At 58.1% G+C, this 24,639-nt stretch carries 21 protein-coding genes; 9 read left to right on the top strand and 12 right to left on the bottom strand.

Features of this window, described 5'->3' with window-relative positions; all coding sequences use genetic code 11:
• Window positions 1–39: 39 nt before the first annotated feature.
• From AB1724_02275 to murJ, 5 genes are read right to left on the bottom strand one after another with little or no spacing between them, the layout of a single operon-like run.
• On the bottom strand, window positions 40–507 hold the full coding sequence (locus AB1724_02275; GenBank protein ID MEW6076619.1) for a MauE/DoxX family redox-associated membrane protein: 468 nt from the start codon (window positions 505–507) through the stop codon (window positions 40–42).
• 7 nt (window positions 508–514) lie between these two features.
• Window positions 515–1,003, bottom strand: a complete 489-nt coding sequence (locus tag AB1724_02270; GenBank protein MEW6076618.1) for a rhodanese-like domain-containing protein — start codon at window positions 1,001–1,003, stop codon at window positions 515–517.
• A gap of 50 nt (window positions 1,004–1,053) precedes the next feature.
• Window positions 1,054–1,377 carry a hypothetical protein gene (locus AB1724_02265; GenBank protein MEW6076617.1) on the bottom strand — a complete coding sequence of 108 codons (324 nt, stop codon included), beginning with the start codon at window positions 1,375–1,377 and terminating at the stop codon, window positions 1,054–1,056.
• Window positions 1,374–1,679, bottom strand: coding sequence for a septum formation initiator family protein (locus AB1724_02260; protein MEW6076616.1), 306 nt, complete (start codon window positions 1,677–1,679; stop codon window positions 1,374–1,376). The genes AB1724_02265 and AB1724_02260 overlap by 4 nt, the downstream gene beginning before the upstream one ends.
• Entirely contained in the window at window positions 1,654–3,243 is a 1,590-nt protein-coding gene (gene murJ / locus AB1724_02255; GenBank protein MEW6076615.1) for a murein biosynthesis integral membrane protein MurJ, read from the bottom strand. The genes AB1724_02260 and murJ overlap by 26 nt, the downstream gene beginning before the upstream one ends.
• A 250-nt stretch (window positions 3,244–3,493) precedes the next feature.
• Here murJ and AB1724_02250 point away from each other — a divergent pair, with 250 nt between their 5' ends.
• The 7 genes from AB1724_02250 (at window position 3,494) to AB1724_02220 (ending at window position 12,705) form a co-directional block, all read left to right on the top strand.
• Complete coding sequence (locus tag AB1724_02250) at window positions 3,494–5,806, top strand: acetate/propionate family kinase (GenBank protein MEW6076614.1); 2,313 nt, start codon at window positions 3,494–3,496, stop codon at window positions 5,804–5,806.
• Window positions 5,807–5,873: 67 nt separating this feature from the next.
• On the top strand, window positions 5,874–6,710 hold the full coding sequence (locus tag AB1724_02245; GenBank protein MEW6076613.1) for a flavodoxin family protein: 837 nt from the start codon (window positions 5,874–5,876) through the stop codon (window positions 6,708–6,710).
• A gap of 401 nt (window positions 6,711–7,111) precedes the next feature.
• Window positions 7,112–7,534, top strand: coding sequence for a response regulator (locus tag AB1724_02240; protein ID MEW6076612.1), 423 nt, complete (start codon window positions 7,112–7,114; stop codon window positions 7,532–7,534).
• Between the two features lie 38 nt (window positions 7,535–7,572).
• Window positions 7,573–7,992 (top strand): response regulator, encoded by a 420-nt coding sequence (locus tag AB1724_02235; protein ID MEW6076611.1) that lies wholly within the window; start codon window positions 7,573–7,575, stop codon window positions 7,990–7,992.
• Between the two features lie 36 nt (window positions 7,993–8,028).
• Window positions 8,029–9,309, top strand: a complete 1,281-nt coding sequence (locus AB1724_02230; protein MEW6076610.1) for a sulfite exporter TauE/SafE family protein — start codon at window positions 8,029–8,031, stop codon at window positions 9,307–9,309.
• Between the two features lie 4 nt (window positions 9,310–9,313).
• Complete coding sequence (locus tag AB1724_02225) at window positions 9,314–10,009, top strand: hypothetical protein (GenBank protein MEW6076609.1); 696 nt, start codon at window positions 9,314–9,316, stop codon at window positions 10,007–10,009.
• Window positions 10,010–10,089: 80 nt separating this feature from the next.
• Entirely contained in the window at window positions 10,090–12,705 is a 2,616-nt protein-coding gene (locus tag AB1724_02220) for a PEP/pyruvate-binding domain-containing protein (protein MEW6076608.1), read from the top strand.
• Here AB1724_02220 and AB1724_02215 read toward each other — a convergent pair.
• Window positions 12,702–13,571, bottom strand: a complete 870-nt coding sequence (locus tag AB1724_02215; GenBank protein ID MEW6076607.1) for a methylenetetrahydrofolate reductase — start codon at window positions 13,569–13,571, stop codon at window positions 12,702–12,704. The two genes, AB1724_02220 and AB1724_02215, sit on opposite strands and share 4 nt — an antisense overlap.
• Window positions 13,572–13,928: 357 nt before the next feature.
• Here AB1724_02215 and AB1724_02210 point away from each other — a divergent pair, with 357 nt between their 5' ends.
• Both AB1724_02210 and AB1724_02205 read left to right on the top strand, forming a co-directional pair.
• Window positions 13,929–14,513, top strand: coding sequence for an SCP2 sterol-binding domain-containing protein (locus tag AB1724_02210; protein MEW6076606.1), 585 nt, complete (start codon window positions 13,929–13,931; stop codon window positions 14,511–14,513).
• Window positions 14,514–14,620: 107 nt separating this feature from the next.
• Window positions 14,621–15,076, top strand: a complete 456-nt coding sequence (locus AB1724_02205; GenBank protein ID MEW6076605.1) for a hypothetical protein — start codon at window positions 14,621–14,623, stop codon at window positions 15,074–15,076.
• 7 nt (window positions 15,077–15,083) lie between these two features.
• Here the strand turns inward: AB1724_02205 and AB1724_02200 are convergent, their stop codons facing one another.
• From AB1724_02200 to AB1724_02175, 6 genes are read right to left on the bottom strand one after another with little or no spacing between them, the layout of a single operon-like run.
• Window positions 15,084–16,883: a tetratricopeptide repeat protein gene (locus AB1724_02200; protein ID MEW6076604.1), complete on the bottom strand. Its 1,800-nt coding sequence runs from the start codon at window positions 16,881–16,883 to the stop codon at window positions 15,084–15,086.
• 2 nt (window positions 16,884–16,885) lie between these two features.
• Window positions 16,886–19,255 carry a tetratricopeptide repeat protein gene (locus AB1724_02195; GenBank protein MEW6076603.1) on the bottom strand — a complete coding sequence of 790 codons (2,370 nt, stop codon included), beginning with the start codon at window positions 19,253–19,255 and terminating at the stop codon, window positions 16,886–16,888.
• 2 nt (window positions 19,256–19,257) lie between these two features.
• A complete protein-coding gene (locus tag AB1724_02190) occupies window positions 19,258–21,276 on the bottom strand; it encodes a tetratricopeptide repeat protein (GenBank protein MEW6076602.1) in 2,019 nt (672 codons plus the stop codon).
• Entirely contained in the window at window positions 21,267–22,664 is a 1,398-nt protein-coding gene (locus tag AB1724_02185; GenBank protein ID MEW6076601.1) for a radical SAM protein, read from the bottom strand. Before AB1724_02185 ends, AB1724_02190 begins: the two co-directional genes overlap by 10 nt.
• Before the next feature lie 13 nt (window positions 22,665–22,677).
• On the bottom strand, window positions 22,678–23,625 hold the full coding sequence (locus AB1724_02180; GenBank protein MEW6076600.1) for a lysylphosphatidylglycerol synthase transmembrane domain-containing protein: 948 nt from the start codon (window positions 23,623–23,625) through the stop codon (window positions 22,678–22,680).
• Window positions 23,626–24,612 carry a radical SAM protein gene (locus AB1724_02175; protein MEW6076599.1) on the bottom strand — a complete coding sequence of 329 codons (987 nt, stop codon included), beginning with the start codon at window positions 24,610–24,612 and terminating at the stop codon, window positions 23,626–23,628.
• Window positions 24,613–24,639: the final 27 nt, after the last annotated feature.

The raw sequence follows: 24,639 nt of genomic DNA, 5'->3' as shown, positions 1-24,639 counted from the left end.
CGTTTATTTGCCTTGTCAACCTCTTTTATGACATTCCGCCTATGGCGATGTTTTTTTATCCGAACCGATGTTGATGTGCAGAAACGATTTCCGGGGCAGCCGGAAGAACAGAACATACAACCCCGCCGCCAGGTAAAACACATCCCGGTAAAGCAACTGGAGAGCGGATGAGTCAGGATCGTGCGTGAACGAAAAACAGCCGCAGTCGAACTGGTGGCCCCGGGCCAGGTTGATGGAAATGGCAACAATGAATAAAAACAGCATGACGTTGACGATCAGGACGGCGCCACGGGGATACACCCCGAGAATCAGAGCGGCTCCGCAGAGCAGTTCAAAAAACGGACAGATCACGGCGAGGGGATAGATCGTCACCGGAGGGAAAAGGTCATAACCGACGATAATCCGGACAAACTGCGACGGATCGGCAATCTTATGAAAACTTGAATATAAAAAGATCCCGCCCAGCATCCAGCGGGCCAGTACTTCAATAGTTGTCCAGAACATCATTTTTCTGTCATTGAACGGCAACGGTAAACCCCTTTTCCCGCCAGGCAGCCATACCCCCGGCAAAAATCCGGACATTCTCATAGCCCATATCGGAAAGTTCCCTGGCCAGCATATGGCTGTCTTCGCAGGTAACGCTGGAGCAATATACAATGATCGCGGCGTCGGGCTGAACCTCGCTCAGAAACGGCAGCAGGGCATCATCCAGTTCATAGAGCGGCAGGGAACAGGCGCCCGGGATATGGCCGGCTTCATATTGCTCGGCTGACCGGGAATCCACGAACACCACTCCGCCGGCATCATGCAACCGCCTGGCCTCAGTCACGCTTACGACTGGAAAGTGGGAATCAACCGCCCCGACAGGCTCGTCGCCGGGGCAGAATAGCGGAATACCGACCGGAGAAAACGCATTAACCGCCAGAGCAAGGCATATGGCGACGACGGAAAGGATCACCGCTTCCCGAATCGTCTCCTCCACCCATTTTCCAAAGTCGCGCATGAAAATCAATCTTACCCGTCCATGCTTATCGCCATCTGTAACCACCCTCTTCAGGTTTTGCTATCCAGACGCTGAAGCTTCCCAATATTTTTTCGAATCTTGTCGAATTTCGATTTCAAATTATGTTCAACCAGCAGGCCGACCCACCGCTGGATAATCGTCTCCAGCCCATCCAGCCGTTCTCCGGCCTTGGCTGAAACCGTTTTGACCGCCGACTGCCTGGCTTCTATCCCGGCCATGGCCTTTTGCAGGGCCTGGTTTTCCGGATCGGACCCCAGCAGGTGCCGATAAATTTTCAGGCTCTGATCAAAATAACCCTGATCGGCGCAGAGCCCGGCCATGGACGCCGTAAAAAAAACCGGGTTGTCTTTCATGGAGCCCCTCCCTGTTCTTTGAACTTGTATACAATCTCGTCCTTGGCGATCATGCCCAATTCCTTTCTGGCAAGGTGCTCGATATAACGCTTGTCGGTTTCCAGCCGGTACACCTGGCGCCGCAGCAGAAAATTTTCTTGTTCGGCGGCAGTATTTTTTATCTCCAGGGCTTTTTTCTGGTCGATCAGCCGGAGATAGTCAACGTATCCCCCCTCACCGAACAGAATCAACCCCACCAGCACGAGCATCAGCACTCCGCCCCCGGCCAAGGCAACCTTATGACCGGTTTTTATCCGGGCCATTCCCCCTCCTGAAAAAATTCATCAGACCGATCACCTCACCGCTTCCGGCAATATACGCAAAAAAAACATAGCACGCAACCCCCGCGACGATGCAGGCCGGAATTCCCGCCAGCAATCCGGCGACACCGGCGCCGGCCGGGATCAGACGCACGGACGCCTCCCGGACCACCAGGCCCATCAGGCCGGAACAAACCGCGGATCGAACAAAAGATACGGTTACCGCGGACATCTTCAGGGAAGGGAGTCTGGCCCTTAACGCTCCCATCAGCAGGATAAAATTCACCACCGCCGACAGCGACACGGCCAGGGCCAGGCCGCCGTGGGCAAGGGGCCCCATGAGCGCCAGGCCGAAACCGATATTGGCCAGGCTGGCGACAAACGCCATCAGAACCGGCGTGCGGGTATCCGAAAGAGCGTAAAAAACGGACACCACGATACGGGCAGCGGAAACCGCCCACAGACCAAGGGAGTAAAACAGCAGCGCCTGGGCCGTCATTCTTACCGCGGCGGCATCGAATTCCCCCCGCTGAAACAGCAGCGCCACAATGGGTTCGCGCAGGACGATCAGACCGGTCATGGCGGGCAGGGTAATAAAAAAGGTCAGTTTCAGGGAAAAAGCGAAGGTATCGGCCACCGCCCCATAATCCCCGGCGGCCGCCTGACGGGACAGGCTCGGCAGCGCCGCCATGGCGCCGGACAGGGCGAAAACGCCCAGGGGGAACTGCACCAGGCGGTCGGCGTAATACAGGCAACTGACGCTGCCTTCCGGGAGCATGGTGGCCAGCAGCCGGCCGACAACGATATTGACCTGGTAAACCGCCGCCCCGAAAACCGCCGGCAACATCAAGATGGCCACTCTTTTCAGTCCCGGATGGAACAAGGGCGCTCTCTGCCTGATCCGCAAGCCCACCTTCATCAGAAACGGCAGCTGCAGGGCCAACTGCAGAACGCCCCCGGCCACTACCCCCCAGGCCAGGCCCTTTGCCCGGAACAGGCTGTCCCCGGACAGGGCTGCCGCGCCGCTGACGGCGGCGATCATGGCGATATTAGAAAACACCGGAGAAATCGCCGGGGCCGCGAAATAACCCAGGGCGTTTAAAATGCCCATGCACAGGGCCACCAGTGAGACAAACAGCAGATAAGGAAACATGATGCGCGTCAGCGTCACCGTCAGGGCAATCTTGTCCGGTTCGTCCGCCGCCCACCCCCAGCCGATCACGCGCACGATGGCCGGAGTAAAAAGGATGCCGGCCAGAACAACCGCCAGCATCACCGTGGTCAGCAGACGCAGGGCGGAACGGGCCATGACGAAGGCGTCCTCGCGTCCCTGGTTTTTCATACGATCGATGAACACCGGGATAAAGGAAATGGTCAGGGCGCCTTCGGCGAAAAGACGACGTAACAAATTGGGAATGGTAAAGGCGATAAAAAAAGCGTCCGCGACCAGGCCGGCGCCCAAAAACCCGGCCACCACCATGTCACGGATGTAGCCGAAAATGCGGCTGGCCAGCGTGGCCCCGCCGATCACCCCGGTGGCCCTGGCCACCTGACGTTTTTCGTTCATGAATAAACGACGTTTCAATTATGTGGTTATGTGATTAAGTGATTATGTGGTTAAAGGGTTCATTATTTATTATGGCCTTATGTTATTCGACCGCAGTAAAACCGTCAATACCACCGCGAGGCCGGGTTGATCCGGATTGCCGCCGTATGCGGAATATGTTGATTCCGGCCTGATGTTGTAATAGTCTAAAGAATCAGGCGTATCGAGCCTAATCCCCGCAACCGACACAAGAAATAAGGAGAAGGGCGACGTGCCGAACGATAACGAGCTGAAAAACCTGCCCGTATTCAAAAAGCTGTCCGATGCGTCCCTGGCTACAATCCTGTCCCAGGCCCGCTTTGAACATATCCCGGAAGGAGAAGCCATCATCCGGTTCGGCGAAGCCGGACATTTTTTCGGCGTAATCCTGGACGGACGGATCGAGATTTCCCGCGCCAATGCCGACGGCGTCCGGGAAAGGCTGAACGTGCTGGAAAAGGGCGAATTCTTCGGTGAAATGTCGCTCATGACGGGCGAGCCGACCACGGCCGATGTTTCCGCCCTGACCGACGCCAGGGTGGTCATGGTCCCCCATGAGGTGCTGACCCCGATTGTCTCGACCGAACCGTTTCTGGCGGCGACCCTGGCCGCCACCATTTCCCGAAGGCTGGTGGCGAGAGATCTTGATGTCCGGGAAAAGGAACGGCTGATCGAAGCCCAGAAAGCCCAGGTAGATCCTTACGGGCTGGCCAGTTTTCCCCTGCCGTCCGGCGGGCTCATCCTGACCGTGAATTGCGGTTCCTCGTCTCTGAAATACCGCCTGTTTGACGGCCGCAGCGAGCTCCCCCTGGTCAAAGGACTGGTCGATCGCATCGGCTTGAGTGACACCACCCACGTTTTTGACCGCGCCGGCGTCAAAGGCCGGGAAACGATAGAAGGCGGCGGATTCGCGGCAGCGTTCGCGGCCATGGTCAACGGGCTGGGCGGAAGGGACACCCTGGAAAAAATCGAAGTGGTCGGCCACCGGGTGGTTTACGGCGGCCGGGATCATTCCAACGCGGTGGAAGTCACGGATGAGGTGCTGGGAGCCATCCGGGCCGTCGAAAAAACAGCGCCCCTGCATATCCCGGCCAACGTGGCCGGTATTGAAGAAGCGCGGCGGCTCATACCCCGGGCCGCCAATATCGCCGTCTTCGACACCGGCTTTCATGCCACCATACCGAAATTCGCCCGCATCTACGGTATTCCCTACCGCTTTTTCGAGGAAGGGATCTATAAAATCGGCTACCACGGCACGTCCCACAAATTCGTTTCCCTCCAGGCGGCGCAGTTCCTCAAAAGGCGTAGTCCCGAATTGAAGATGATCACCTGCCATCTGGGGAACGGCTGTTCCCTGGCGGCCATCGACCACGGCCGCTGCGTGGACACCAGCCTGGGCATGAGCACCATCGCCGGGCTGACCATGGGGACCCGTTGCGGGGACTTTGATCCCGGCGCCCTGCTGCACATCATGAAGGAGCACAGTTTGACCCCCGCGGAAATGGAAAAAGTACTCATGAAGGAGAGCGGGTTGCTGGGCATATCCGGTATTTCCAGCGACATGCGTGAGATCCTGGAGGCAGCCGGCCAGGGGAACGACCGGGCGCTGACAGCGCTTCAGCTGTTCTGCTACAACGTCAAAAAATACATCGGTTCCTTCTGGGCAGCCCTGGGCGGCATCGATGTGCTGGTCTTTACCGGCGGCATCGGGGAGAACGCGGCGGAAGTACGGGCCCGGGTCTGCCAGGGACTGTCGGGCATCGGCATTGTTCTGGACGAGGCGGCCAACCGCGATCCCGCCTATCGGGGTTCACCCGCCGCGACCATCTCCGCCGACAATTCCCCGGTAAAAATCCTGATCGTGCCCACGGACGAGGAGCGCATGATCGCCCGCGAATCCGTCAATACCGTATCCAGGGCCCGGGTAACCCGGGTCATCAAAAGCCATGACAAACTCATACCGGTCGGTGTTTCCGCCCATCACGTCCACCTGTCCAAGGAACATGTCGCGGCCCTGTTCGGCCCCGGCCACGGGTTAACCTTCCACACCCCGCTTTATCAGACCGGCCAGTTCTCCTGCAAGGAGCAGGTCGATCTGGTCGGCCCCAAGGGACGGGTGGATCGGGTCCGGGTCCTGGGCCCGGCCAGAAACGAAACCCAGGTGGAAATATCACGGACGGAGGAATTCAAGCTCGGCATCGACGCGCCCATCCGGCAGTCGGGCGACCTGGAAGGCACCCCCGGCCTGACCCTGATCGGACCGGCCGGACAAGTGACGCTGTCCAAGGGGGTCATCTGCGCCCAGCGGCATATCCATATCGGCCCCCAGGACGCACTGGAACTCGGCGTGCGGGACAGGGATGTCGTCATGATCCAGGTCGAAGGTGAACGGTCGCTGATTTTCGGCGATGTGGTCGTTCGGGTAAATCCCGATTTTAATCTCGAATTTCACATCGACACGGACGAAGCCAACGCCGCCGAAGTAAGCTCCGGGATGAAAGCCAGGCTCCATTCCATCCAGTCCCGCCGCGGAGCGGGCCGATAACCCCTTTTTCTTTGTTGACACCGACAGCGGGGTCACGTTAGCGTTTCCAGAAAAAAAGGGGGTTGACATGGCAAAAACGCTGTTGGGATTGATCGCCTCTTACCGGAAACGGGGCAACTCGGAAATTATCACCAAGGCCGTCGCCAGGCAGATGGGTGGGCAATGGCAATTGTCCCTGGTCCGGCTGCCGGACCTGGAGATAAGCCCCTGCCGGGGATGTTACGCCTGCCTGATTCCGGGCAAACAATGCCAGATCGAGGACGATATGGTCTGGCTCCTGGAACAGATGAAACAGGCCGACGCGATCATCATGGCGGCGCCGAACTATGCCCTGGGGCCGGTGGGCATCGTCAAGATGATTTCCGACCGGGTGCTGCAGGTAGCGCACTATTTCCATCATTTCCAGCACATCCCCGCCGCCGTCATCCTGACCCTGGGTCTGAAAAAATACGCCGGCCTGGCCCAGACGGCTCTGTGCGCCCAGACCGCGTCTTTGGGGTTAAATATCGTCCGCGTGGAAAGCTTCCTCGGCACCCATCCCGGTGAAGCGGCCCTGGACGACTCCTTCAGCCAGCGCATCACTGATATCGCGCAGGCACTGACCCGACCGGATGCGGGGAAAACAACCGGCCCCGGACAATGCCCCCGGTGTTTTTCCGACCTGTTCCGGCCCCACCCGGACGGGGGCCTGGAATGCGCCATCTGCAAATCCGTGGCCAGGCAAAATGGCGGCAGGCTGGATTTTTACTATTTTGACCCGGAATTCACCAAAGAAGGCCAGATGAAACACATGGAATGGCTGTTCGGCAAAAAACAGGAGTACGAAACCATAAAAGACCGGCTCAAGGCCGTCCGTGAAACATTCCGGGATGGAGAGTGGAAAAAACCGGTGAAAACGCCTTGACCGGTTTCAGATAACCATATAAATTATTTTATCTATTATTAAAATCCCGACTTGCCCCAGTCAAACAAGCCTGGTTCCTGGCCGGCCTTGTGTCGACATTTTTTATAGATTGTAAAAGGTCTCTTCACCCCGGGATTCGGTTGATACCGTTTGGCAGCCGTCTGCGGTCGACAGCCATACCGCGCTTCCGGCATCCGGCGTCTCCGCCAGCCACCCGGCCGGAGCGTTCATTCTTTGAATCCACTATATTAGCAACCGGTGTGATCCAGATTGGCGGAGCCCGCTTGCGGGTCCTTCTTCCCCTGTGCTACTCTTGGCATAGAAAGTGCTAATTTCAGTCTGGCAGCAGAGGCGACCGGGGTGCATGAGCCGCCCCCCGTCTTATTATATGAGGTCAGGAGATGACAACGGCAACAGTACTGCTGGTAGATGACGAGGAGGCTTTTGTCACTTCAAACGCCAAGCTTTTAAGCAAGCGGGGATACGATGTCCGGACCGCCCTTGAAGGGACAACGGCTATTCGACTGCTGGCGGAACAGGATGCCGATGTGGTGGTCCTGGACGTAAAAATGCCGGGCATGGACGGCATTACTGTGCTAAAAGAGATCAAAAAACGGTTTCCCCTGGTGGAGGTCATCATGTTAAGCGGACAGGCCACCTTTGAAGCGGCGGTGGAAGGGATCAACCTCGGCGCCGGCGACTATCTGATGAAGCCCTGCCAGATCAGTGAACTGGTGCGGAAAATTGAAGAGGCCCGCGAGAAGCGGAAAATCAATGAGGAAAAACGCCGTTACCTGGGCAAGATGGGAAAAGACGGCTCCTAACGATCCAATCACTTCGGGAATGGGTGGAAATGCCTGATATGGTGAACGTGCTTTTTGTGGATGACGAGACCGGATTTCTCGATGTCATCACCAAACGGATGACCAGGCGGGAGATAAACGCCACCGGCATTCCCAGCGGAGAAGAGGCCCTGGCCCTGATTGAAAAGCAGCCCGTGGACGTGGTGGTCCTGGATGTCAAAATGCCCGGCTGCCGCGGCGGCATCGAGATCTTAAAAGAAATCAAAACCCGATGGCCCCTGATCGAGGTCATCATGCTCACCGGTCACGCCATGCTGGACGCGGCCAGAGAAGGCATGGAGGTCGGCGCCTTTGATTATATCGTCAAACCGGCGGACTTTGACGAACTGTTTTATAAAATAAAGGACGCCTGTCAGAAAAAACGGCTTCAGGAATCAAAAATTAAAGGAATTGAGGATATTATCCGGAAACAGACTTAACAAACTTTCAACAGCTTAACAAAAAGGAGAAAATTCATGCGGTTCTTGACCAAAGCAGGCCAGTTCCTGTACGCGGGCGCGCAAGCCCATGCGGAATGGGAAATCAGTACGGCCAGAACCATTTTGAGCGATAAAAGACGCCTCCTGGTTCTGGTATTGATGCTGCTGCCGATCCTCATCGGCGGCGTGGTGTTCGCCGACGACATCGCCGGCGGGCTCCCGGGCTATCTCGGCGGAAAAACCGCCTACAGCCCGTCCTTCTTTACCATGAAAGTCTTCATCGCCTCGATCCTGATCGGTCTGTGCGCGGGGCTGATTACCGGCTGCATCGGCGCGGGCGGCGGGTTCATCATCGCCCCGGCCCTGATGAGCGCCGGCATCAAGGGTATTCTGGCGGTGGGTACTGACCTGTTCCATATTTTTGCCAAGGCCATCATGGGCAGCGTGCTGCACAAAAAACTCGGCAACATCTCGGTGTCCCTGGCCGTCATCTTCCTGATCGGCTCCATCGGCGGCGCCTCCCTGGGCGGGTGGATCAACCGCGTTCTGTATGAATTAAACCCTGTCATCAGCGACGCCTTTATCACCACCATCTACGTGCTCATGCTGGGCGCCCTGGGCCTTTATTCCCTGCTTGACTTTCTCAAGGCCAGAAAGGCGGAGGGCGGCGGCGATTTCCACGGCGGAAAAGACGAGGGCACTGATATGGGCAATCTGCCAAAAAAACTCCAGGCCATGAACCTGCCCCCCATGGTCACCTTTGACCAGGGCCTGATTCCCGGCGGACGCCGTATCTCCTCCTGGTTCCTCATAGCCAGCGGTTTTTTCGTCGGCCTGGCCGCGGCCATCATGGGCGTAGGCGGCGGATTTCTGACTTTCCCCATCTTCGTTTACGTTCTGGGCGTATCCTCCATGACCACCGTGGGCACGGATATTTTCCAGATCATCTTTACGGCCGGATACGCGGCCATCGGCCAGTATGCCATCTACGGCTTCATCTTCTATACCCTGGCCATGGGCATGCTGCTGGGTTCCCTGGTGGGCATCCAGATCGGCGCCATGACCACCAAAGTGGTCAAGGGCATCACCATCCGGGGATTTTACGCCATGGCGGTGCTGGCCGGCTTTATCAACCGGTTTTTCGCCCTGCCCTCCAAACTCTCCTCCGTGGGCTGGTTCCCGCTTTCCAAGGAGACAGCGGCCATTCTGGACAAACTGGGCATCTGGCTCTTTTTTGTCTTTATCACCATTTTCGCGGTCTGGGTCATCGGCACGTTTGTATTGAACATCAAAAAACTTAGAGGCAAGGAGGCGTAATACCATGACATCGACTACCAACAAGAAAGAGCTGTTTGGCGGCATTATATTATTGGCGGCCTTTCTGGCGGTGCTGGTCGCCATCTTCATGCCCCTGTACCACGGACAGAACGGGCTCAATTACCTGGACAACCTGTTCAACTCCATTTCCAAGGGATCAGCCTACTACATTCCGGCCATCAGCGAGGATGTGAAAAAAGCCCAGACCGGCAAACCGGTCACGGTCAAACTGACCTATGACACCGAAGCCCAGGCCGCGGAAAGCGCCCTGCTGTTCCGGAAGTCTCAGGCCACGGCCGTGGTCGAAGGCGCCACCCTGACGGTTACCGGCGATTTCGGTGCTATTCTGGGCAACTGTCTGGAAGACGCCGACACGCTGTTCCACAACGACGGGGAAAAACTCCAGGCCAAATACGGGCTGGAAGGCCGGAAGGCCCTTTTCTGCTGGCATAAAAGCCTGAAGGCCATGCAGAAGGATCTCAACAAGCAGGAGAAATTTGCCGAAGGCAAAGTGGTCTATACGGTCATGACCAAGGCCGTGGAGTGCGCCTACAACTACTATAAAATCGTACCGGAAAAAATCACCGACCGGCTGGGAACGGTGCTGTTTGCGCTGGTCTTTTACGTGATTTATACCCTGTGGTACGGATACGCCATTCTCTTTATCTTTGAAGGATCAGGCATGCAGATCAGCCACTGATCGGTATTGACCGGAAAAAGGACAAGCGATATGATGATAAGAAGCGCCGGACCTTCCGGCGCTTCTTATCATCTGACGACATGAAACGACTGATCCATTTCTTCAAATCGCGGCTCACCGGAACGTCATCCGCCGACACGGTCGACGTGGAGGGCCTCCGCATTGCCTTCAAGGAGCGCTACCACCACTTCAAGCTGCTGCTCAACGCCAATAACAGCGCCCTTGAAATCATGACCGCCATGGAACAGGCCCTGGCGGGCAGGCAGCCCTTCGGCATGTCCTTTGTCAGAAGCAACTGCATCGCCATTACCGTCAACCTGCTCCGCCTCCTCAAACACCTGGAGCAGTTAAGCGGCGGCAAATACAACCCGCTTTACGGGCGTTTTGACGAAATCATGAAAAACGTCAGCGCCCTGATCGAGCAGAAAAAAGAGCCCGCCGACCAGCGGGCCGTCATTCCCCTGGCCGACGTGGACCGCACCATGGCGGACCTGGTCGGCGGCAAGATGGCCAACCTGGGCGAAATCCGGAACAAGGTCGGGCTGAAGGTCCCGGCCGGATTTGTCATTTCCGCCCGTGCCTATCAACACTTCATTGCCCACAACGATCTCCAGGCCGACATCGACAAGCGCTTTATCGCCATCGATATCACCGATATGGAGGCCCTCTACGCCGCCAGCGAGGAGATCCGGAAAATGATCATCAGCGCGCCTCTTCCGGAAGACCTGGAGCAGGAGATGACCGGGGCCGCCGGCGCCCTGGAGCAAGAATCGGGCGGACCGGTTCCCATGGCCTTGAGAAGCAGCGCCATGGGCGAAGACTCGGCCGCCAACTCCTTTGCCGGACAGTATCACTCCGAACTCAACGTGTCCCTGGCGTCCCTGGTGCAAACCTACAAGGAGGTCGTGGCCAGCAAGTACAGTTTGACCGCCATCACCTACCGCCTCAATAAAGGCATCCGGGATGAAGACATCGCCATGAGCGTCGGCTGTCTGGCCATGGTGGACGCCCGCTGCGGCGGCGTCATGTACACCCGCAATCCCCTGGACGCCGGCGACGACTCCATCTTCATCAATTCAGCCTGGGGCCTGCCCAAGGCCGTGGTGGACGGCAGCGTGGACTGCGACCTGTTCGTGGTCGCGCGGACTGAACCCCTGGAGATATCCCGCCGGGATATCCGGGACAAAAAAAGCCGTTTCGTCTGCCGGACCGAAGGCGGCACCTGCCGGATGGAAACCGTTGATGAAACCGTGTCCCAGCCGTCCATTCGGGATGACGAGGCCACGGCCCTGGCGGAACTGGCCGTGCGCATGGAACTGTACTATGGGTCTCCCCAGGACGTGGAATGGGCCATCGACCGGGACGGAACTGTCTATATCCTTCAGTGTCGACCCCTTCGGCAGATGGAATCCGGAACGGCCGAAGTTTCCGACGCCCTCATGCAGAAGGCCAGGGAAAACGTGCTGGCCTCGGGGGGAACCGTCATCTGCCCGGGAATCGCCGCCGGAGAAGTGTTCATCGTGACCGGTCCCGACGACATGGTCCGCTTTCCCGAGGGCGGGGTACTGGTGGCCAGCCAGGCGCTGCCCCTGTGGGCCTCGCTGCTCAACCGCACGGCCGCCGTTCTGACCGAGCACGGCACCTTTGCCGGTCATCTGGCCAACGTCGCCCGGGAATTCCAGGTGCCGGCCATATTCGGCCTGAAAGACCTCACCCGGACCCTGAAAAACGGTGACCGCGTGACGGTGGACGCCGGCAGCGCCTGTGTTTACGCCGGCATCGTGGACCTCCCCCAGCGGCCCGCGGATTCCGACCGCAGCCGCATCGAAGGCAGCCCGGTGTATAACACCCTGCTGGAGGTCAGCCGATACATCATCCCCCTGAACCTGCTGGACCCCTATTCTCCGGACTTCAAACCCGAGAACTGCCAAACCTTTCACGACATCACCCGCTTTGCCCATGAGAAATCGGTGCAGGAGATGTTCAATTTCGGCAGGGATCACGACTTCTCCGAGCGCTCCAGCAAGCAGCTCTTCTATAAAGTGCCCATGCAATGGTGGATACTGAACCTGGATGACGGGGTCCGGGAAGACGCCAGAGGAAAGCATATCCGGCTGGAGGAGATCACGTCCGTTCCCATGCTGGCCCTGTGGGAAGGCATGATCGCGGTGCCCTGGGACGGGCCGCCGCCCATTGACAACAAGGGGCTGGCTTCGGTTATGTTCCGCTCCACGGCCAACCGGGACCTGGAGACGTCCGTCAAGTCCGCCTACACGGAACGCAACTATTTCATGATTTCCAAAAATTACTGCAGCTTCACGTCCCGGCTGGGATATCATTTTTCAACCGTGGAGTCCCTGGTCAGCGAACGGACCGCCGAAAACTATATCAGCTTCCGTTTCAAGGGAGGCGCCGCCGACAGCCAGCGCCGGATCCGGCGCATCCGGTTCATCGCCGACATCCTCACGGATCACGGGTTCCGGGTCGAAACCAACCGGGACAACCTGGTCGCCCGGGTCGAAGGATTTGAAATCGCTTTCATGCTGGAGCGATTGAAAATCCTGGGCTATCTGGTTCTGCATACCCGGCAGCTGGACATGATCATGTCCAACGAGGCGGCCATCGCCTATTACCGGGAAAAAATCAACGCCGACATCAGAAAATCCGTTCTGGCCGGACAAGCCGGTTCGGGTTAAATCAAACGATCCGATTTCAGGCGACGAATGATCTCGCAGGTGGAGCGGCTGCGGTCCATGGTGTAAAAATGCAGCCCCGGCACCTTCTGCCTCAACAGACCCCGGCACTGTTCCGTTGCCTGATCGATACCGAAGTCCAGCACCGTGTCACTGCCGGCATCGGCCAATCCGTCCAGGAGCCGCTTCATCGATTCGGGGATGGACGCGCCGCACAGTTTGGTGAGCGTCCGGGTCAATTTCAGAGAATAGACCGGCATGATGCCGGGGATGATGGGAACAGTGATGCCTCTGGCCCGGCATTTTTCCACATAATTCGCAAACAGGCTGTTGTCATAACAGAACTGGGTAACCACATATTCGGCGCCGCTGTCGATCTTCAATTTCAGATGCTCGATGTCGGCCTCCAGGTTCTCGGCCTCTATATGCCCTTCCGGGTAACCGGCGCAGCCCAGCGTGAAGTCGTATCTTTCCCTGATGAACCGGAGCATTTCATATGCATAATTGAAGCTGTCAGGGTGCGGGACAAAATCGGCCTCCCGGGGTTTGTCGCCGCGGATAACAAAAATCGTCCCGATTCCCAGTGCCTGATACTTGTCCAGTACAGCGGTGATCTCGTTCGGCCCTAGGCCGTAACCGGCGATATAGGCGACCACCGGCAGGTTTTTATCCTCGATCAATCGTTTAACGGTCTGGTACGACCCTTCCCGGGTTGATCCCCCGGCGCCGAACGTCACCGTCACATAGTCCGGCTGCAAAAGGGCCAGTTCGTCCACCGTTTTTTCAAACGCGCCGGCATCCTTGGGCGGGAAAAATTCCAGGGATATGACCGACGCTTTTTTGCTTTCATACAACTGCAGAATCTTCATGTTTATTCCCCTTTTACAACTCCTGTGCCAGGCGGCATGAGGTATTATCATCCTTCACTGCGGTAAAGAAATAAAATCTATGCGGAACGACCCGGGGATGTCAACCCAAAAGAGCCGCCGGCGGGGGATTTTGAAGAAGATACCGGTGATATTGAATTTCCGGTAATCAGATTCGGATGGAGATAGGGTCGACCCAAAGAACCGACGCCTTTTGCAAAAAATGAACAGGTGTACAAAAAACATCTTGACAAGAGCGCCGGATAATTTATTATACAACTGTACAAAATATTTTAACCGGCCGCCGGGAGCCCTCCTGCCGGCCGATAACAAGGACACAACATCAAACCGGAGGACACCATGTCACAGCAAACATTCACGATTACCGTCGATGTCGCCGAACTCTTAACCGAATTCATCCCCACCATGGCCCGCCAGTTTATCGCCCTGCGGGGACCGGACGAGGCGCTCAAAGGCACCAACCTGACCCTGACCGTCGATGTTTCCGGCAGCCGCTACAGCTACACCATCAAGGACGGACAGGAGTTTGACGTCAAACAGGGTGATATCGACAACCCCATGGTCCTGCTGGCCATCCCCCTGGAAACCATGTCTCTGCTGGCGGACATGAAAAACATCGACATGCTGATGGGATTCCAGGGCCAGATCTCCGGAGGACAGGCTTCCCGTCAAAAACTCAACAGCCTGGCCTCCCTGAAGGGGACGGCTGTTTACAAGCTGAGAAGGCCGGACGGGAAAGAAGCCGTCATCACGGCCACGTTCAACGGCGCCAAGACCCCGGCCTGCACCCTCAAGCTGGCCATTGAAGACGCCCGGACATTGACGGCCCGCAAAGACACGCCCATTCAGATGTTCATGAGCGGCAAGCTGCAGATCGAAGGGGAGATGTCCTTTGCCCTGGCCATGCAGCCCCTGTTCTCCTGATGTTCTTAAGCCCGCTTGGCACCATTTGTAAAAAGAGGTATATATCCGGGGATGAGTTTTCAATCGGGGAAAATCATCCCCGGATTATTTTAAGTTAAGGATAACCGATGAAACGTCTGGCTTACCACCTGCGGCTCCGCCACCTGATGTACGGCTACGCAAGGCTTTTACAATTCGCGGGGCTGATCGACTACTCTTTCCGTCAACGGCTGGCCGAAAGGCAGTTCACCTTTGTGATGACTTCCCGGGACAACACCACCGCCCGCTACTTTTCCTGCGCCGGCGGAAAGCTGAAGTCCTCGGTAACCCCGATTCCCGTGGATTTCAAGCTGATCTGGCGGGACAATCAGACCGGCGGAAAGATCATGCTGGATATGATGCGGGGAAAACCGAAAGCCCTTTATAACGCCGTACTCAAAGGCGATCTTCAGCTGGAGGGCGACGCCCAGACCATCGGCTGGTACATGAAAACCAGCGGCCGGCTGGAAAAGGTGTTCCGGTTAAAGAAAAAGAAAAAAGAAGCGGAGACTGCCGGGCAACCGGATACTGCTGATGAAAAGTAGCCGCCAATCACTTGCCTGACTCCAGGCCGCCGCTGATCATGTCCCGACAATACGCCTGCTCCCGCCTGGCAGGGCCATGGCCCGGATCCATCTTCAGCACCCGAGCGAACAGGGCCGACGCCTCCTGAAAATTCCCCCTCGACATCAGGGCAACCCCTAAATTATAGCAGACGTCCCTGTCCTCGGGATTGATCGTCAGGGCCTTGCGGAACAGCGCCATGGCTTTTTCCGCATCACCCTGTTCCATCAGCACGGCACCGAGATTATTGTAGGCGGCGGCATAATCCGGGCCGGGCCTGTCCGGTTCCCGCGCGAGCCCCGCCTGATAATGGCGGACGGCATCTTCGGACCGGCCCGTCCGGTAAAGGACGACCGCCAGATTCAAATGGGCATTGATATAGTCCGGATTCAGCCGCAGGGCGTCCTGGAAATGGCCGATGGCCTCCTCATACCGGCCGGCTTTTTTCAGGGCCACGCCGAGGTTGTTGTGAATCCGGGCGCTTTTTGGGCTGGCGGCCGCGGTTTGGGAATAAAACGTGATTTCATCGCGCCAGTCCCGGTTCCGCTGAACGGTAACGGCCGCATAGAGAGCAAAAACGACACTGCCGATGACGGCCGCCCGGGTCATGTTCAGCCGGCCGGGACGAATGGAGGAAAGGGATTGAACCGCGACCGCCAGCAGCAGGCAGAACCCCAGCGACGGAATGTACAGCCGCTGCTCGGCAATGGGCCGGGATACGAGATAGACGATATTGGCCGCCGGCACCAGGGTCAGCCCGATCCAGCCGATCGCGAAAAGAACGATCCCTTTGCCGGACAATGACCGAACGGCGATTCCCGCGCTCAATGCCAGCAGACACAGGAAAGTGACAACGCCCGGGTCCGAAAGTGACTCCGGGACCGTAAAGGCATGCTCGGCGTTCAACGGAAAAGGCACCAGCAGCATGCGGCCGTACATGCCCAGGGTCTTCATCACCGTCAGCGCCCGCTGAACGGCGCCCTCGGGGAGAATAGCCCCCGGCGGCAGGGGGTCGCCGGGCCGGATGAAAACGTGCATGAACCAGAAATACGCCAGGATGGTCACGCCGTAAGGGACCACCCGCACCAGGGCCTTTTTTCGTTCCTCTCCGGAAATAAAGCAGACCGCGTAGAGCGCCGCTACCCCCGGCAGGCTCAAGGCCGTTTCCTTGGACAGCAACGCCGGGGCAAAACACAGCCAGGCCCCGGCCAGCATCAACCAAGAACGGCTGCGGCCGGCTGCGGCCAGGTGACGGATAAACAGTAGCAGCGATATCAGAACAAACAGCAGCGCCAGCAGTTCCGAACGGTTTTTGACCAGGTTAATCGATTCGGTATGAATCGGATGGGCGGCGAAAAAAAGAGCTGTCAGGAAAGGCCATCCCGCTACCCGCGCCTTGCGGACGGCCGGTTGCTTTCCGGCACCGCCACCCGCCGCCACCAGGGTGGTCAGATAAAATATCAGCAGGACGTTAATGGCGTGAATCAGAATGTTGGTCACCCGGTACCCGGCCGGGTCCAGCTTCCAGAAAAAATAATCCAGCGCCAGGGATATCTCCCGCACCGGGCGGTAAAGATTCGGGGAAGGATGGGACTCATTCCAGTAGCGGGGCGTCAGCAATCGAGGGATGTGGCGGATGTCCCGGATCGCCCGGTTTTCCGCGATCTGCGGCAGGTCATCCCACAGCAGCGCGTTGGGCAGCGTGTTGACATACAGGCCCAGGCATGCCGCCAGCAGCACCAAGACCGCCAGAGCCCGGGACCGGAAAAACGTGCCGCCGTTCAACATGATCACTTCCCCGCCTCCAGGCATTCCCGATAAGCCCGCTGCGCCTTCTCACTGTCGGGATCCAGCTGCAGGGCCCGGGAAAGCAAGTCTTCCGCCTCCTTACGCCGGCCCTGAAGCAGGCGTGCTTTTCCCAGATTGCAACAGATATCGGCGCTGTCGGGCATTAGCCGCAACGCTGTCTGCAAATAACCGGCGGCCTCATCCACCCGTCCGGTCAGGGATAGCGCCAGGCCCAGATTGTTGAGCGCCTGGGCGTGATCCGGCTGCAGCCGCAAGGCGTCAAAAAAATGGCGGATGGACTCTTCCCGCCGCCCTGCTTTCAGCAACTCGGCTCCCAACCGGTTGTGGGCGTCGGCGCTGCCCGGCTCCAGGCGCATGGCCGTTTCATAATGCCGGATCGCCTCATCCGATCGGCCTGTCGCTCCCAGCGCAAGGCCCAGATTAACATGCGCGTCCACGTAATCCGGATCCAGGGCAATCGCCCTCATAAAAAACCGGATGGCGTCTTCCCATTGGCCGCGGCGTGCCATCTCCACTCCCAGGTTGCTGTTCGCCATAACATTTCCCGGATCCAGACGCAAAGCGCTTTCATAATAAGCAATCGCCTCGCCCGATCGGCCCGCCTTGGCCAGGGCCGCCCCCAGATTGACATAGGCTTCCGTGAAATCGGGATCAAGAGCGATAGCCGCAAAAAATTGGTCCAGGGCTTCTTCCGTTTTTCCCGTTCTCGAAAAAGCGACGGCCAGATTGTGGTGCGCCCAGGCGGAGTCCGGCAGCAGGTCCAGAGCGATCCGGTAGTGACGGATCGCCTCTTCCAGGCGGCCTTCTATGGCCAGCACCGCCCCCAGGTTGATATGCACCTCCGCGTAAGTTGGATTCAGAGCGATCGCCCGCTGAAAATAATCAATGGCCTCAACCGGGCGACCGCTGTCGGCCATGACCAGTCCCAGATTATTATAGGCCCTGATATTATAAGGGTCCAGCCGCAGTGCGGCCTGATAATGGTCGACGGCCTCTTCGTACCGTCCGGATTCGCTCAAGGCGACACCGAGATTATTGTGCATGCGGGCGTTGGACGGACTGCCCGCCAGAACCTTGGAGTAGAACAGGATGGGCTGCCCCCAGTCCCGGTTCCGCTGCACGGTGAGAGCGGCATAAACAATGAGGGCAAGGCCGCCGATTGCGGCCGCCCGGTTCCGGTTCAGCCGGCCGGATGGAGCAGCCGCCAGTCGCCGGACGCCGCATACCAGCAGCAGGCAAAACCCCAGTGAGGGAATATACAGCCGCTGCTCGGCAACAGGCCGCGACACCAGGTAAACGATATTGGCCGACGGCACCAGGGTCAACCCGATCCAGCCGATCGCGAAAAGAACAATGCGGTTACCGGCCAGCGACCGGACGGCCAGCACGCCGGACAACACCAGCAGGCACAGGAAGATCACAATATCCGGGTCCAGCGGCGATACGGGGATGGGAAATGGATGTTCCAGGCTCATGGGAAAGGGCACCAGCAGCATCCGCGGATAAAACCCCAGGGTCTTCATCACCGTCAATACCCGCTGGACGGTGTTCGCTGGCAGAGGAACGTTCGGCGGCAAGGGGTCGCCGGGCCGGATAAACGTATGCATGAACCAGAGAAAACCCAGGATCATCACCCCGTACGGGATCACCCGGATCAGCGCTTTTTTGCGCTTGCTGCCGTCAAGAAAACAGGCCGCATACAGGGCCGCCACCCCCGGCAGGCTCAGGGCCATCTCCTTGGACACCACCGCCGGGATAAAACACAGCCAGGCCCCGGCCAGCATCAGCCACGAACGGATCCGGCCGGCCGCGGACAGGTGACGGATAAACAGCAGCAGCGATATCAGAAAAAACAGCATCGCCAGCAGGTCCGAGCGGTTCTTGACCAGGTTGATCGATTCGGTATGGATCGGATGCACGGCGAAAAACAGCGCCGTCAAAAAAGCAAAAGCCGTCCGATCGTTCGTTCCGGATTGCGCCCCGCCGGCTCCTTCCGCGCCGGTCAACAGGCCCGCCAGAGAAAACACCAGCAGAACGCTGACCGCGTGAATCAGAATGTTGGTCACCCGGTATCCGGCCGGGTTTTCCTTCCAGAAATAATAGTCCAATGCCAGGGATATCTCCCGCACCGGCCGGTAAACGCCGGAGGAAGGACTGGACTCGTTCCAGTAGCGGGGCGTCAGAAAACGGGGAATGTTATTAAAATTTCGGATATACAGGTTATCGGCAATCAGGATGCGGTCGTCCCACAAGAATTTGCCGGACAGGGTATTGCTGAAAAGCGCCAGTGAAACAATCGCCAGCGCCAGGAGCGGCAACGCCCGATACCGGGGAATAGAAGCGTTTACCATGTTCAATTGATCCTCTCCGGGCACTCCTGATAAGCCTGCCTCGCTTTTACGTGGCAAGGATCGATTCGCAGCGCCCGGGATAATAATGCACAGGCCTCTTCCGGTCGCTTCCCCTGAACCATCAAGGCGACACCAAAATTGCAGAGAATGTCCGCATCATCCGGATAAATCCTGAAGGCTTTTTCATAAACCGCGATCGCCTTGTCTGTCTCTCCCTGTTCCATCAGCGCCTTTCCAAGGCTGTGGTAGACAGCCAGGCAATCCGGTCGTGACTTCAGGGCTGACGTGTAATAACCGACGGCTTCCCGGGAACGGCCCAGATCGACCAGAAGATCCCCCATGTTCCAGTTGGCCTGCATATCACCCGGAGAAATTTTCAAGGCGGCCGTAAAAACCCCCAAGGCTTCGTCCAGACGGGCGGATGCATGCAACGCCACGCCCAGGTTGTTCAGGGCATCTACATTTCCCGGTTCCCGGGCCAGGACCTGCCGGTAATGGCCGATCGCCTCTTCGTGTTTTCCCAGTCCATAAAGCGTAATTCCCAGGTTGTAATGGGCATCCAGATAGTCCGGCACCAGGCGCAACGCCGCCCGGTAGTGGCCGACGGCCTCTTCATACCGTTGCTCCCGGCACAGGGCATTGCCGAGATTGTATTGAATCCTGGGGCTGGCGGCGTTTTCGGCCAGGGACCGGGTGTAAAGGGTAATTTCATCTCGCCATTCCCGGTTTCGCTGCACGGCAACGGCGGCATAGAGGATAAAAATGATACCGCCGATCAAGACCGCCAGGCTTCGGGCCGACCGGCCGGAGCGAGGGGATGCCAGTGACTGAAGGCCATACCCCAGCATCAGACAGAACCCCAGCGAAGGAATGTACAACCGCTGTTCGGCAATGGGCCGGGCCGCCACGTAGACGATATTGGCCGCCGGCACCAGGGTCAGCCAGATCCAGCCGATTGCGAACAGGACGATCCGGTTGCCGAACAGTGACCGTGCGGCAAGGATCCCGGTCGGCGCCAGCAGCAGCAGAAACGTCAGAATACCCGGGTCCAGCAGCGTTTCGGGAATAGAAAAGGGATGTTCCAGGACCAGGGGAAAGGGGAACAGCAGCATGCGAAAATAGATGCCCAGCGTTTTGATAACCGTCATTACCCGTTGAATGGCGCCTGCTGGCAGGACGGCCACCGGTGGCAACGGGTCTCCGGGCCGGATAAAGGCATGCATGAACCAGAAATAGCCCAGGATGATCATCCCGTATGGGATCACCCGGATCAGCGCCTTTTTCCTCCGGTCACCGGAAAGAAAACAGGCCGCGTAAAGCGCCGCCACCCCCGGCAGGCTTAAGGCCATCTCCTTGGACAGCACCGCCGGGATGAAACAGAACCAGGCCCCGGCCAGCATCAGCCAGGAGCGAATCCGGCCGGCCGCGGACAGGTGACGGATAAACAGCAGCAGCGATATCAGGCAAAACACCATCACCAGCAGATCCGAACGATTCTTGATCAGATTGACCGACTCGGTGTGAATCGGGTGCGCGGCGAATAAAAGCGCCGTTAGGAACGCGGTCCCCTCCAGGCAGCGCCTCCGGCCAAACGGATCCCCCCCGCTGCCGCTCTCCACCGCCAGGATGACCAGATAAAATACCAGCAGAACGTTGGCGGCATGGAGCAGAACGTTGGTCACCCGGTATCCGGCCGGGTTCAGCTTTGAGAAAAAATAGTCCAGCGTAAAGGAGATCATCCGCACGGGCCGGTACTGGCCGGGGTAAGGATGCGACTCATTCCAGTATCGCGGGGAGAAGAACCGCGGGATATTGCCGATGTCCCTGACATGACGGCTCTCCGCCACGGACAGAAGGTCATCCCATACAAACGCGTTGGTCAGGGTGTTGGCGTACAGCCCCAGGCTGACGGCCATCAGCAGGACGACCACCGGCAGGCGGGACTTGGTGGATATGGTATTCGTCATGGAAAATTCACGACTATAATGCAGTAGTGCCGGCAGGCACGGTTTTATGTCCATACTCCGCGAGCGGCCTTGATCGCCTCCTGGACCGCGTATCTGGCCAGCATGCCATTGGCGTTTTTCAGAATCTCCCCGGCAAACAGTTTGAAATAATAAGGCCGGAGATACACCCTGTTGATAACGCGCTGCGTCTCCCTTTCCAGATCAGACAGGGAGTCGGTCCAGGGAAGCTTGATCCAGGGAGTAAAGGAACGGTTCACCGACCAGTCCCCGATCAACCGGTTTTCCGCTCTGGCTTCTTCATAAACAGCCGTCCCGGGATAGGGGATCAGACGGAGGATGCTGGCGGTGGTCGGCTTCACGGCAAGGATCAGCCGGGTCGTTTCCCTGATGGTCTCCCGGGTTTCCCCCGGGAAACCGATGATCCAGCCGGTGTTTAATTTCAGTCCGGCTTTCATCACCGTCCGGCAGGCTTCAATATTTGTTTCGATCCGGGTCTTTTTGTTCATCCGGCGCAATATTTCCTGGGAACCGGATTCCATGCCCATGGAAACCAGATAGGCCCCGGCCCGCCTGGCCTTGTTGACCAGTTCCGGGCTGATAACCGACGTCCGGCTTTTAAATCGGAAAGAAATTCTGACCTTTTCCCTGATGATCAGGTCAAAAATCCGCATCGCCCGAACGGGGTCATGGGTAAAGTTCGCGTCAGCGATATCAAAACCGGCTATCCCGGAACGGTAACGCTCGACGATCTCCTCCAGCACGTTTTCAGGCGACCGGGCCCTGAAGGTACCGGGGATATTGCTGCAGAAGGCGCACTTGAAAGGGCAACTCCGGCTGGTCAGCAGCGTCTCCATGGGTCGCTCTTTCTCCAGGATCAAATAATACTTATCGGCCCGATAGGCCGCCGACAGCAGATGCCGGGCGGGCGGCGGCAGCAGGTCCAGATCGCTGATCGGATCGGCCGCCGGGCTGCCGGCGACGGTCCCTTCCTGCCGCCAATACAGTCCCGGAACCTGACGGATATCCTCTCCATGCGTCAACGCCCGGACGAGGTGCACCAGGCTCTGCTCACATTCCCCGGTAAGGACCAGGTCCACGGCGGTAAACTCCTTCAACACGGCCTCCGGCATGGCATTGGCATGCGGTCCGCCAAGCATGAGCCTCGCCCGGGGGCAGGCGGCTTTCAGCCTTTCGGCCAGGCGGAAGGTCTGAATCATGGTTTCCGACAGCAGGGAAATGCCGATCAGGCCCGGATTTTTCTCCGCGACCTGCCGGACGACCTCGTCATCAGAAAAACCGAAGGCGTTGGCATCGATGATTTCGACCTCATATCCGTCGCGCAGAAGGGATGATGCCAGGTAGAGCAGGTTGACCGGGGCAAAGCATTTCTGCTGGATTTCCTCCGGCCGCCGGGAACGGGGGTTGATTAGAATAATTTTCATCTTGGCATTAGCGTCAACTGGCTTGTTTTTTTATCATAGCATAACGCTGAAAGGACCGTATGAACAAAATCCCGACAAGTACCGGCAGCACGTACTCAACCAGTGAAATCAATATACCGCCGCTGAAAAGCGAGGCGGAGGGGCCGAAATCCTTGAGGAAATAGACGATGGCCATCTCCCGCGTCCCCAGTCCCAGCGCCGTAATCGGCAAATTGTTAATTATCATTATCACCGGGACGATGACCATGAGATAGGCGAACGGGGCCGCCACACCCACGGCCTTGAGCAGGATGAATGTATTCACGAATTCAGACAGCTGATAAACAAGGGAATAAACGATCAGGATCGTCTTTTCCGATCCCCGGACCTCCGCGAAACCGCTCAACAGGCCGTTGACGGTTCCATGCAGGCGGGGAACGATTCCGGCGACGACGACGGCCAGCCCCTGGCGGAACCGGTCGGAATAAACCGCCAGTAAAATCAGCGACAGGATCAACAGCAGGGCCGCCTTGATAAAGGGGATGTCAACGACGGACAGCCCGATGATCGCCAGCGGAATCAGCACCAGCAGGTTCATGGCCTTATCCAGGATCAGTGAACTGGTCGCGCGGGTGAAAGAAAGTTTTCTGCTCCGGTCCAGATAGTAGGCCTTGAGGAGTTCGGACGACTTGAAAGGCAGCAGGATTTTAAAGGGGATGCAGCCGGTCCGGATCGCGAGCACCTCCCGGTATGGAAGGTCGCATCCCAACGCGGACAGGATCCGCCGCCATTTTTCAGCGCCGAAAAGGACATTGATGCCAAGAGAAATCACCGCGGCCAGCCCCACCAGCCGGATATCGCAGGTCCTCAGTGATTCCACGATCCTGCCGGTATCGATCTTTACCAAAAGCAGATAAAGGATCAACGCCGAAACGGCCAGTGGAACGAATACGCGTAATCTTCTGGTCAGCAGACTGGGCAATTACCTCACCAGGGTTTTGAGTTGGTTCAAAATCGTCGGCACACTGAACGAGAACGCCAGGTTGAGTTCCACCCGCCCGGCGCACCAGCAGTCGTCGCAAGCCATCGGCCCGAGTCGCTCAAACGCCTCCCGGAAAGAGGCCTCGGCGCAATTTCCGGGGGTGGCTCCTGCGGCGCCCCGGCTGCAATGCAGGACCTGTCCGTCCGGCTCGATCCGGCAGGAGATCCGGCCGCTGGCGCAGGCCATCCGGACCGGATCGGGCCAGCGGATCAGGTGCCGGAGACCGGTCAGGGAGTTGGCGATGGCAGGGTCTCCGGCATTTTTCCGGGCGATCAGCCCGGTAATCACTTCACGGTAGGGACCGACCGGGGGCGCCAGCTCATTGGGCGCCCGACCACCCAGCCGCAGTCGAGTTGCCGGTTGAAACATGACCCGGCAGCCAGCGTCCCGGGCCCCATCCAGAACGAATTCCACGGCGTCAAGGTTGGTGGAAGCCAGTACCGTGGCCAATCCGACCGGTACTCCCTGACCCCTGGCCGCCCGCATGGCCTCCCGCACCTCCTGAAAGGATCCCGGCCCGCGGATGGCGTCATGAATCGCTTCCGGGCCCTCCAAACTCAGGAGCAGCATATCCAGACCGCGCAGATTGTCGATTTTTTCCTTCACCAGGGATCCGTTCGAATTCAAACGCGTTTCTATCCCCTTTTCCCGAACGTAACGGATGATATCTCCCATGTCCTCTCTGAGCAGCGGCTCCCCGCCGGTAAAGGATATCCGCAAAGTCCCCGAAGCGGCCAGTTCGTCCACAATTCTGAAGACCGTGGCCGTCGGCAGGTCCTGCCGCGGCCGCTGCCAGATGGCGCAATAAGCACATTTCCGGTTGCACTGATGGGTAATAGCCCAGCCGACAACCAGTGGCCGGTTCCGTTTCAGCAGTTTCGCCTGCGCGACGGCAGCGGCGGCCTGAATCATCTTGTTCCGTTTCATATGCGTTTCAACCAGAGACCGGCCTTC

The organism is Thermodesulfobacteriota bacterium (assembly GCA_040753795.1).
Classification (GTDB): Bacteria; Desulfobacterota; Desulfobacteria; order Desulfobacterales; family Desulfosudaceae; genus JBFMDX01.
The sequence above is the reverse complement of the archived record's forward strand: the minus strand, read 5'-3'. Positions and strand labels throughout refer to the sequence as shown.

Coding starts and splice junctions, on each gene's coding strand:
- AB1724_02275 (MEW6076619.1), bottom strand. CDS start 507: ATGATGTTCTGGACAACTATTGAAGTACTGGCCCGCTGGATGCTGGGC.
- AB1724_02235 (MEW6076611.1), top strand. CDS start 7,573: ATGGTGAACGTGCTTTTTGTGGATGACGAGACCGGATTTCTCGATGTC.
- AB1724_02210 (MEW6076606.1), top strand. CDS start 13,929: ATGTCACAGCAAACATTCACGATTACCGTCGATGTCGCCGAACTCTTA.
- AB1724_02190 (MEW6076602.1), bottom strand. CDS start 21,276: ATGGACATAAAACCGTGCCTGCCGGCACTACTGCATTATAGTCGTGAA.
- murJ (MEW6076615.1), bottom strand. CDS start 3,243: ATGAACGAAAAACGTCAGGTGGCCAGGGCCACCGGGGTGATCGGCGGG.
- AB1724_02245 (MEW6076613.1), top strand. CDS start 5,874: ATGGCAAAAACGCTGTTGGGATTGATCGCCTCTTACCGGAAACGGGGC.
- AB1724_02200 (MEW6076604.1), bottom strand. CDS start 16,883: ATGTTGAACGGCGGCACGTTTTTCCGGTCCCGGGCTCTGGCGGTCTTG.
- AB1724_02215 (MEW6076607.1), bottom strand. CDS start 13,571: ATGAAGATTCTGCAGTTGTATGAAAGCAAAAAAGCGTCGGTCATATCC.
- AB1724_02225 (MEW6076609.1), top strand. CDS start 9,314: ATGACATCGACTACCAACAAGAAAGAGCTGTTTGGCGGCATTATATTA.
- AB1724_02175 (MEW6076599.1), bottom strand. CDS start 24,612: ATGAAACGGAACAAGATGATTCAGGCCGCCGCTGCCGTCGCGCAGGCG.
- AB1724_02195 (MEW6076603.1), bottom strand. CDS start 19,255: ATGGTAAACGCTTCTATTCCCCGGTATCGGGCGTTGCCGCTCCTGGCG.
- AB1724_02230 (MEW6076610.1), top strand. CDS start 8,029: ATGCGGTTCTTGACCAAAGCAGGCCAGTTCCTGTACGCGGGCGCGCAA.
- AB1724_02185 (MEW6076601.1), bottom strand. CDS start 22,664: ATGAAAATTATTCTAATCAACCCCCGTTCCCGGCGGCCGGAGGAAATC.
- AB1724_02260 (MEW6076616.1), bottom strand. CDS start 1,679: ATGGCCCGGATAAAAACCGGTCATAAGGTTGCCTTGGCCGGGGGCGGA.
- AB1724_02220 (MEW6076608.1), top strand. CDS start 10,090: ATGAAACGACTGATCCATTTCTTCAAATCGCGGCTCACCGGAACGTCA.
- AB1724_02240 (MEW6076612.1), top strand. CDS start 7,112: ATGACAACGGCAACAGTACTGCTGGTAGATGACGAGGAGGCTTTTGTC.
- AB1724_02270 (MEW6076618.1), bottom strand. CDS start 1,003: ATGCGCGACTTTGGAAAATGGGTGGAGGAGACGATTCGGGAAGCGGTG.
- AB1724_02205 (MEW6076605.1), top strand. CDS start 14,621: ATGAAACGTCTGGCTTACCACCTGCGGCTCCGCCACCTGATGTACGGC.
- AB1724_02265 (MEW6076617.1), bottom strand. CDS start 1,377: ATGAAAGACAACCCGGTTTTTTTTACGGCGTCCATGGCCGGGCTCTGC.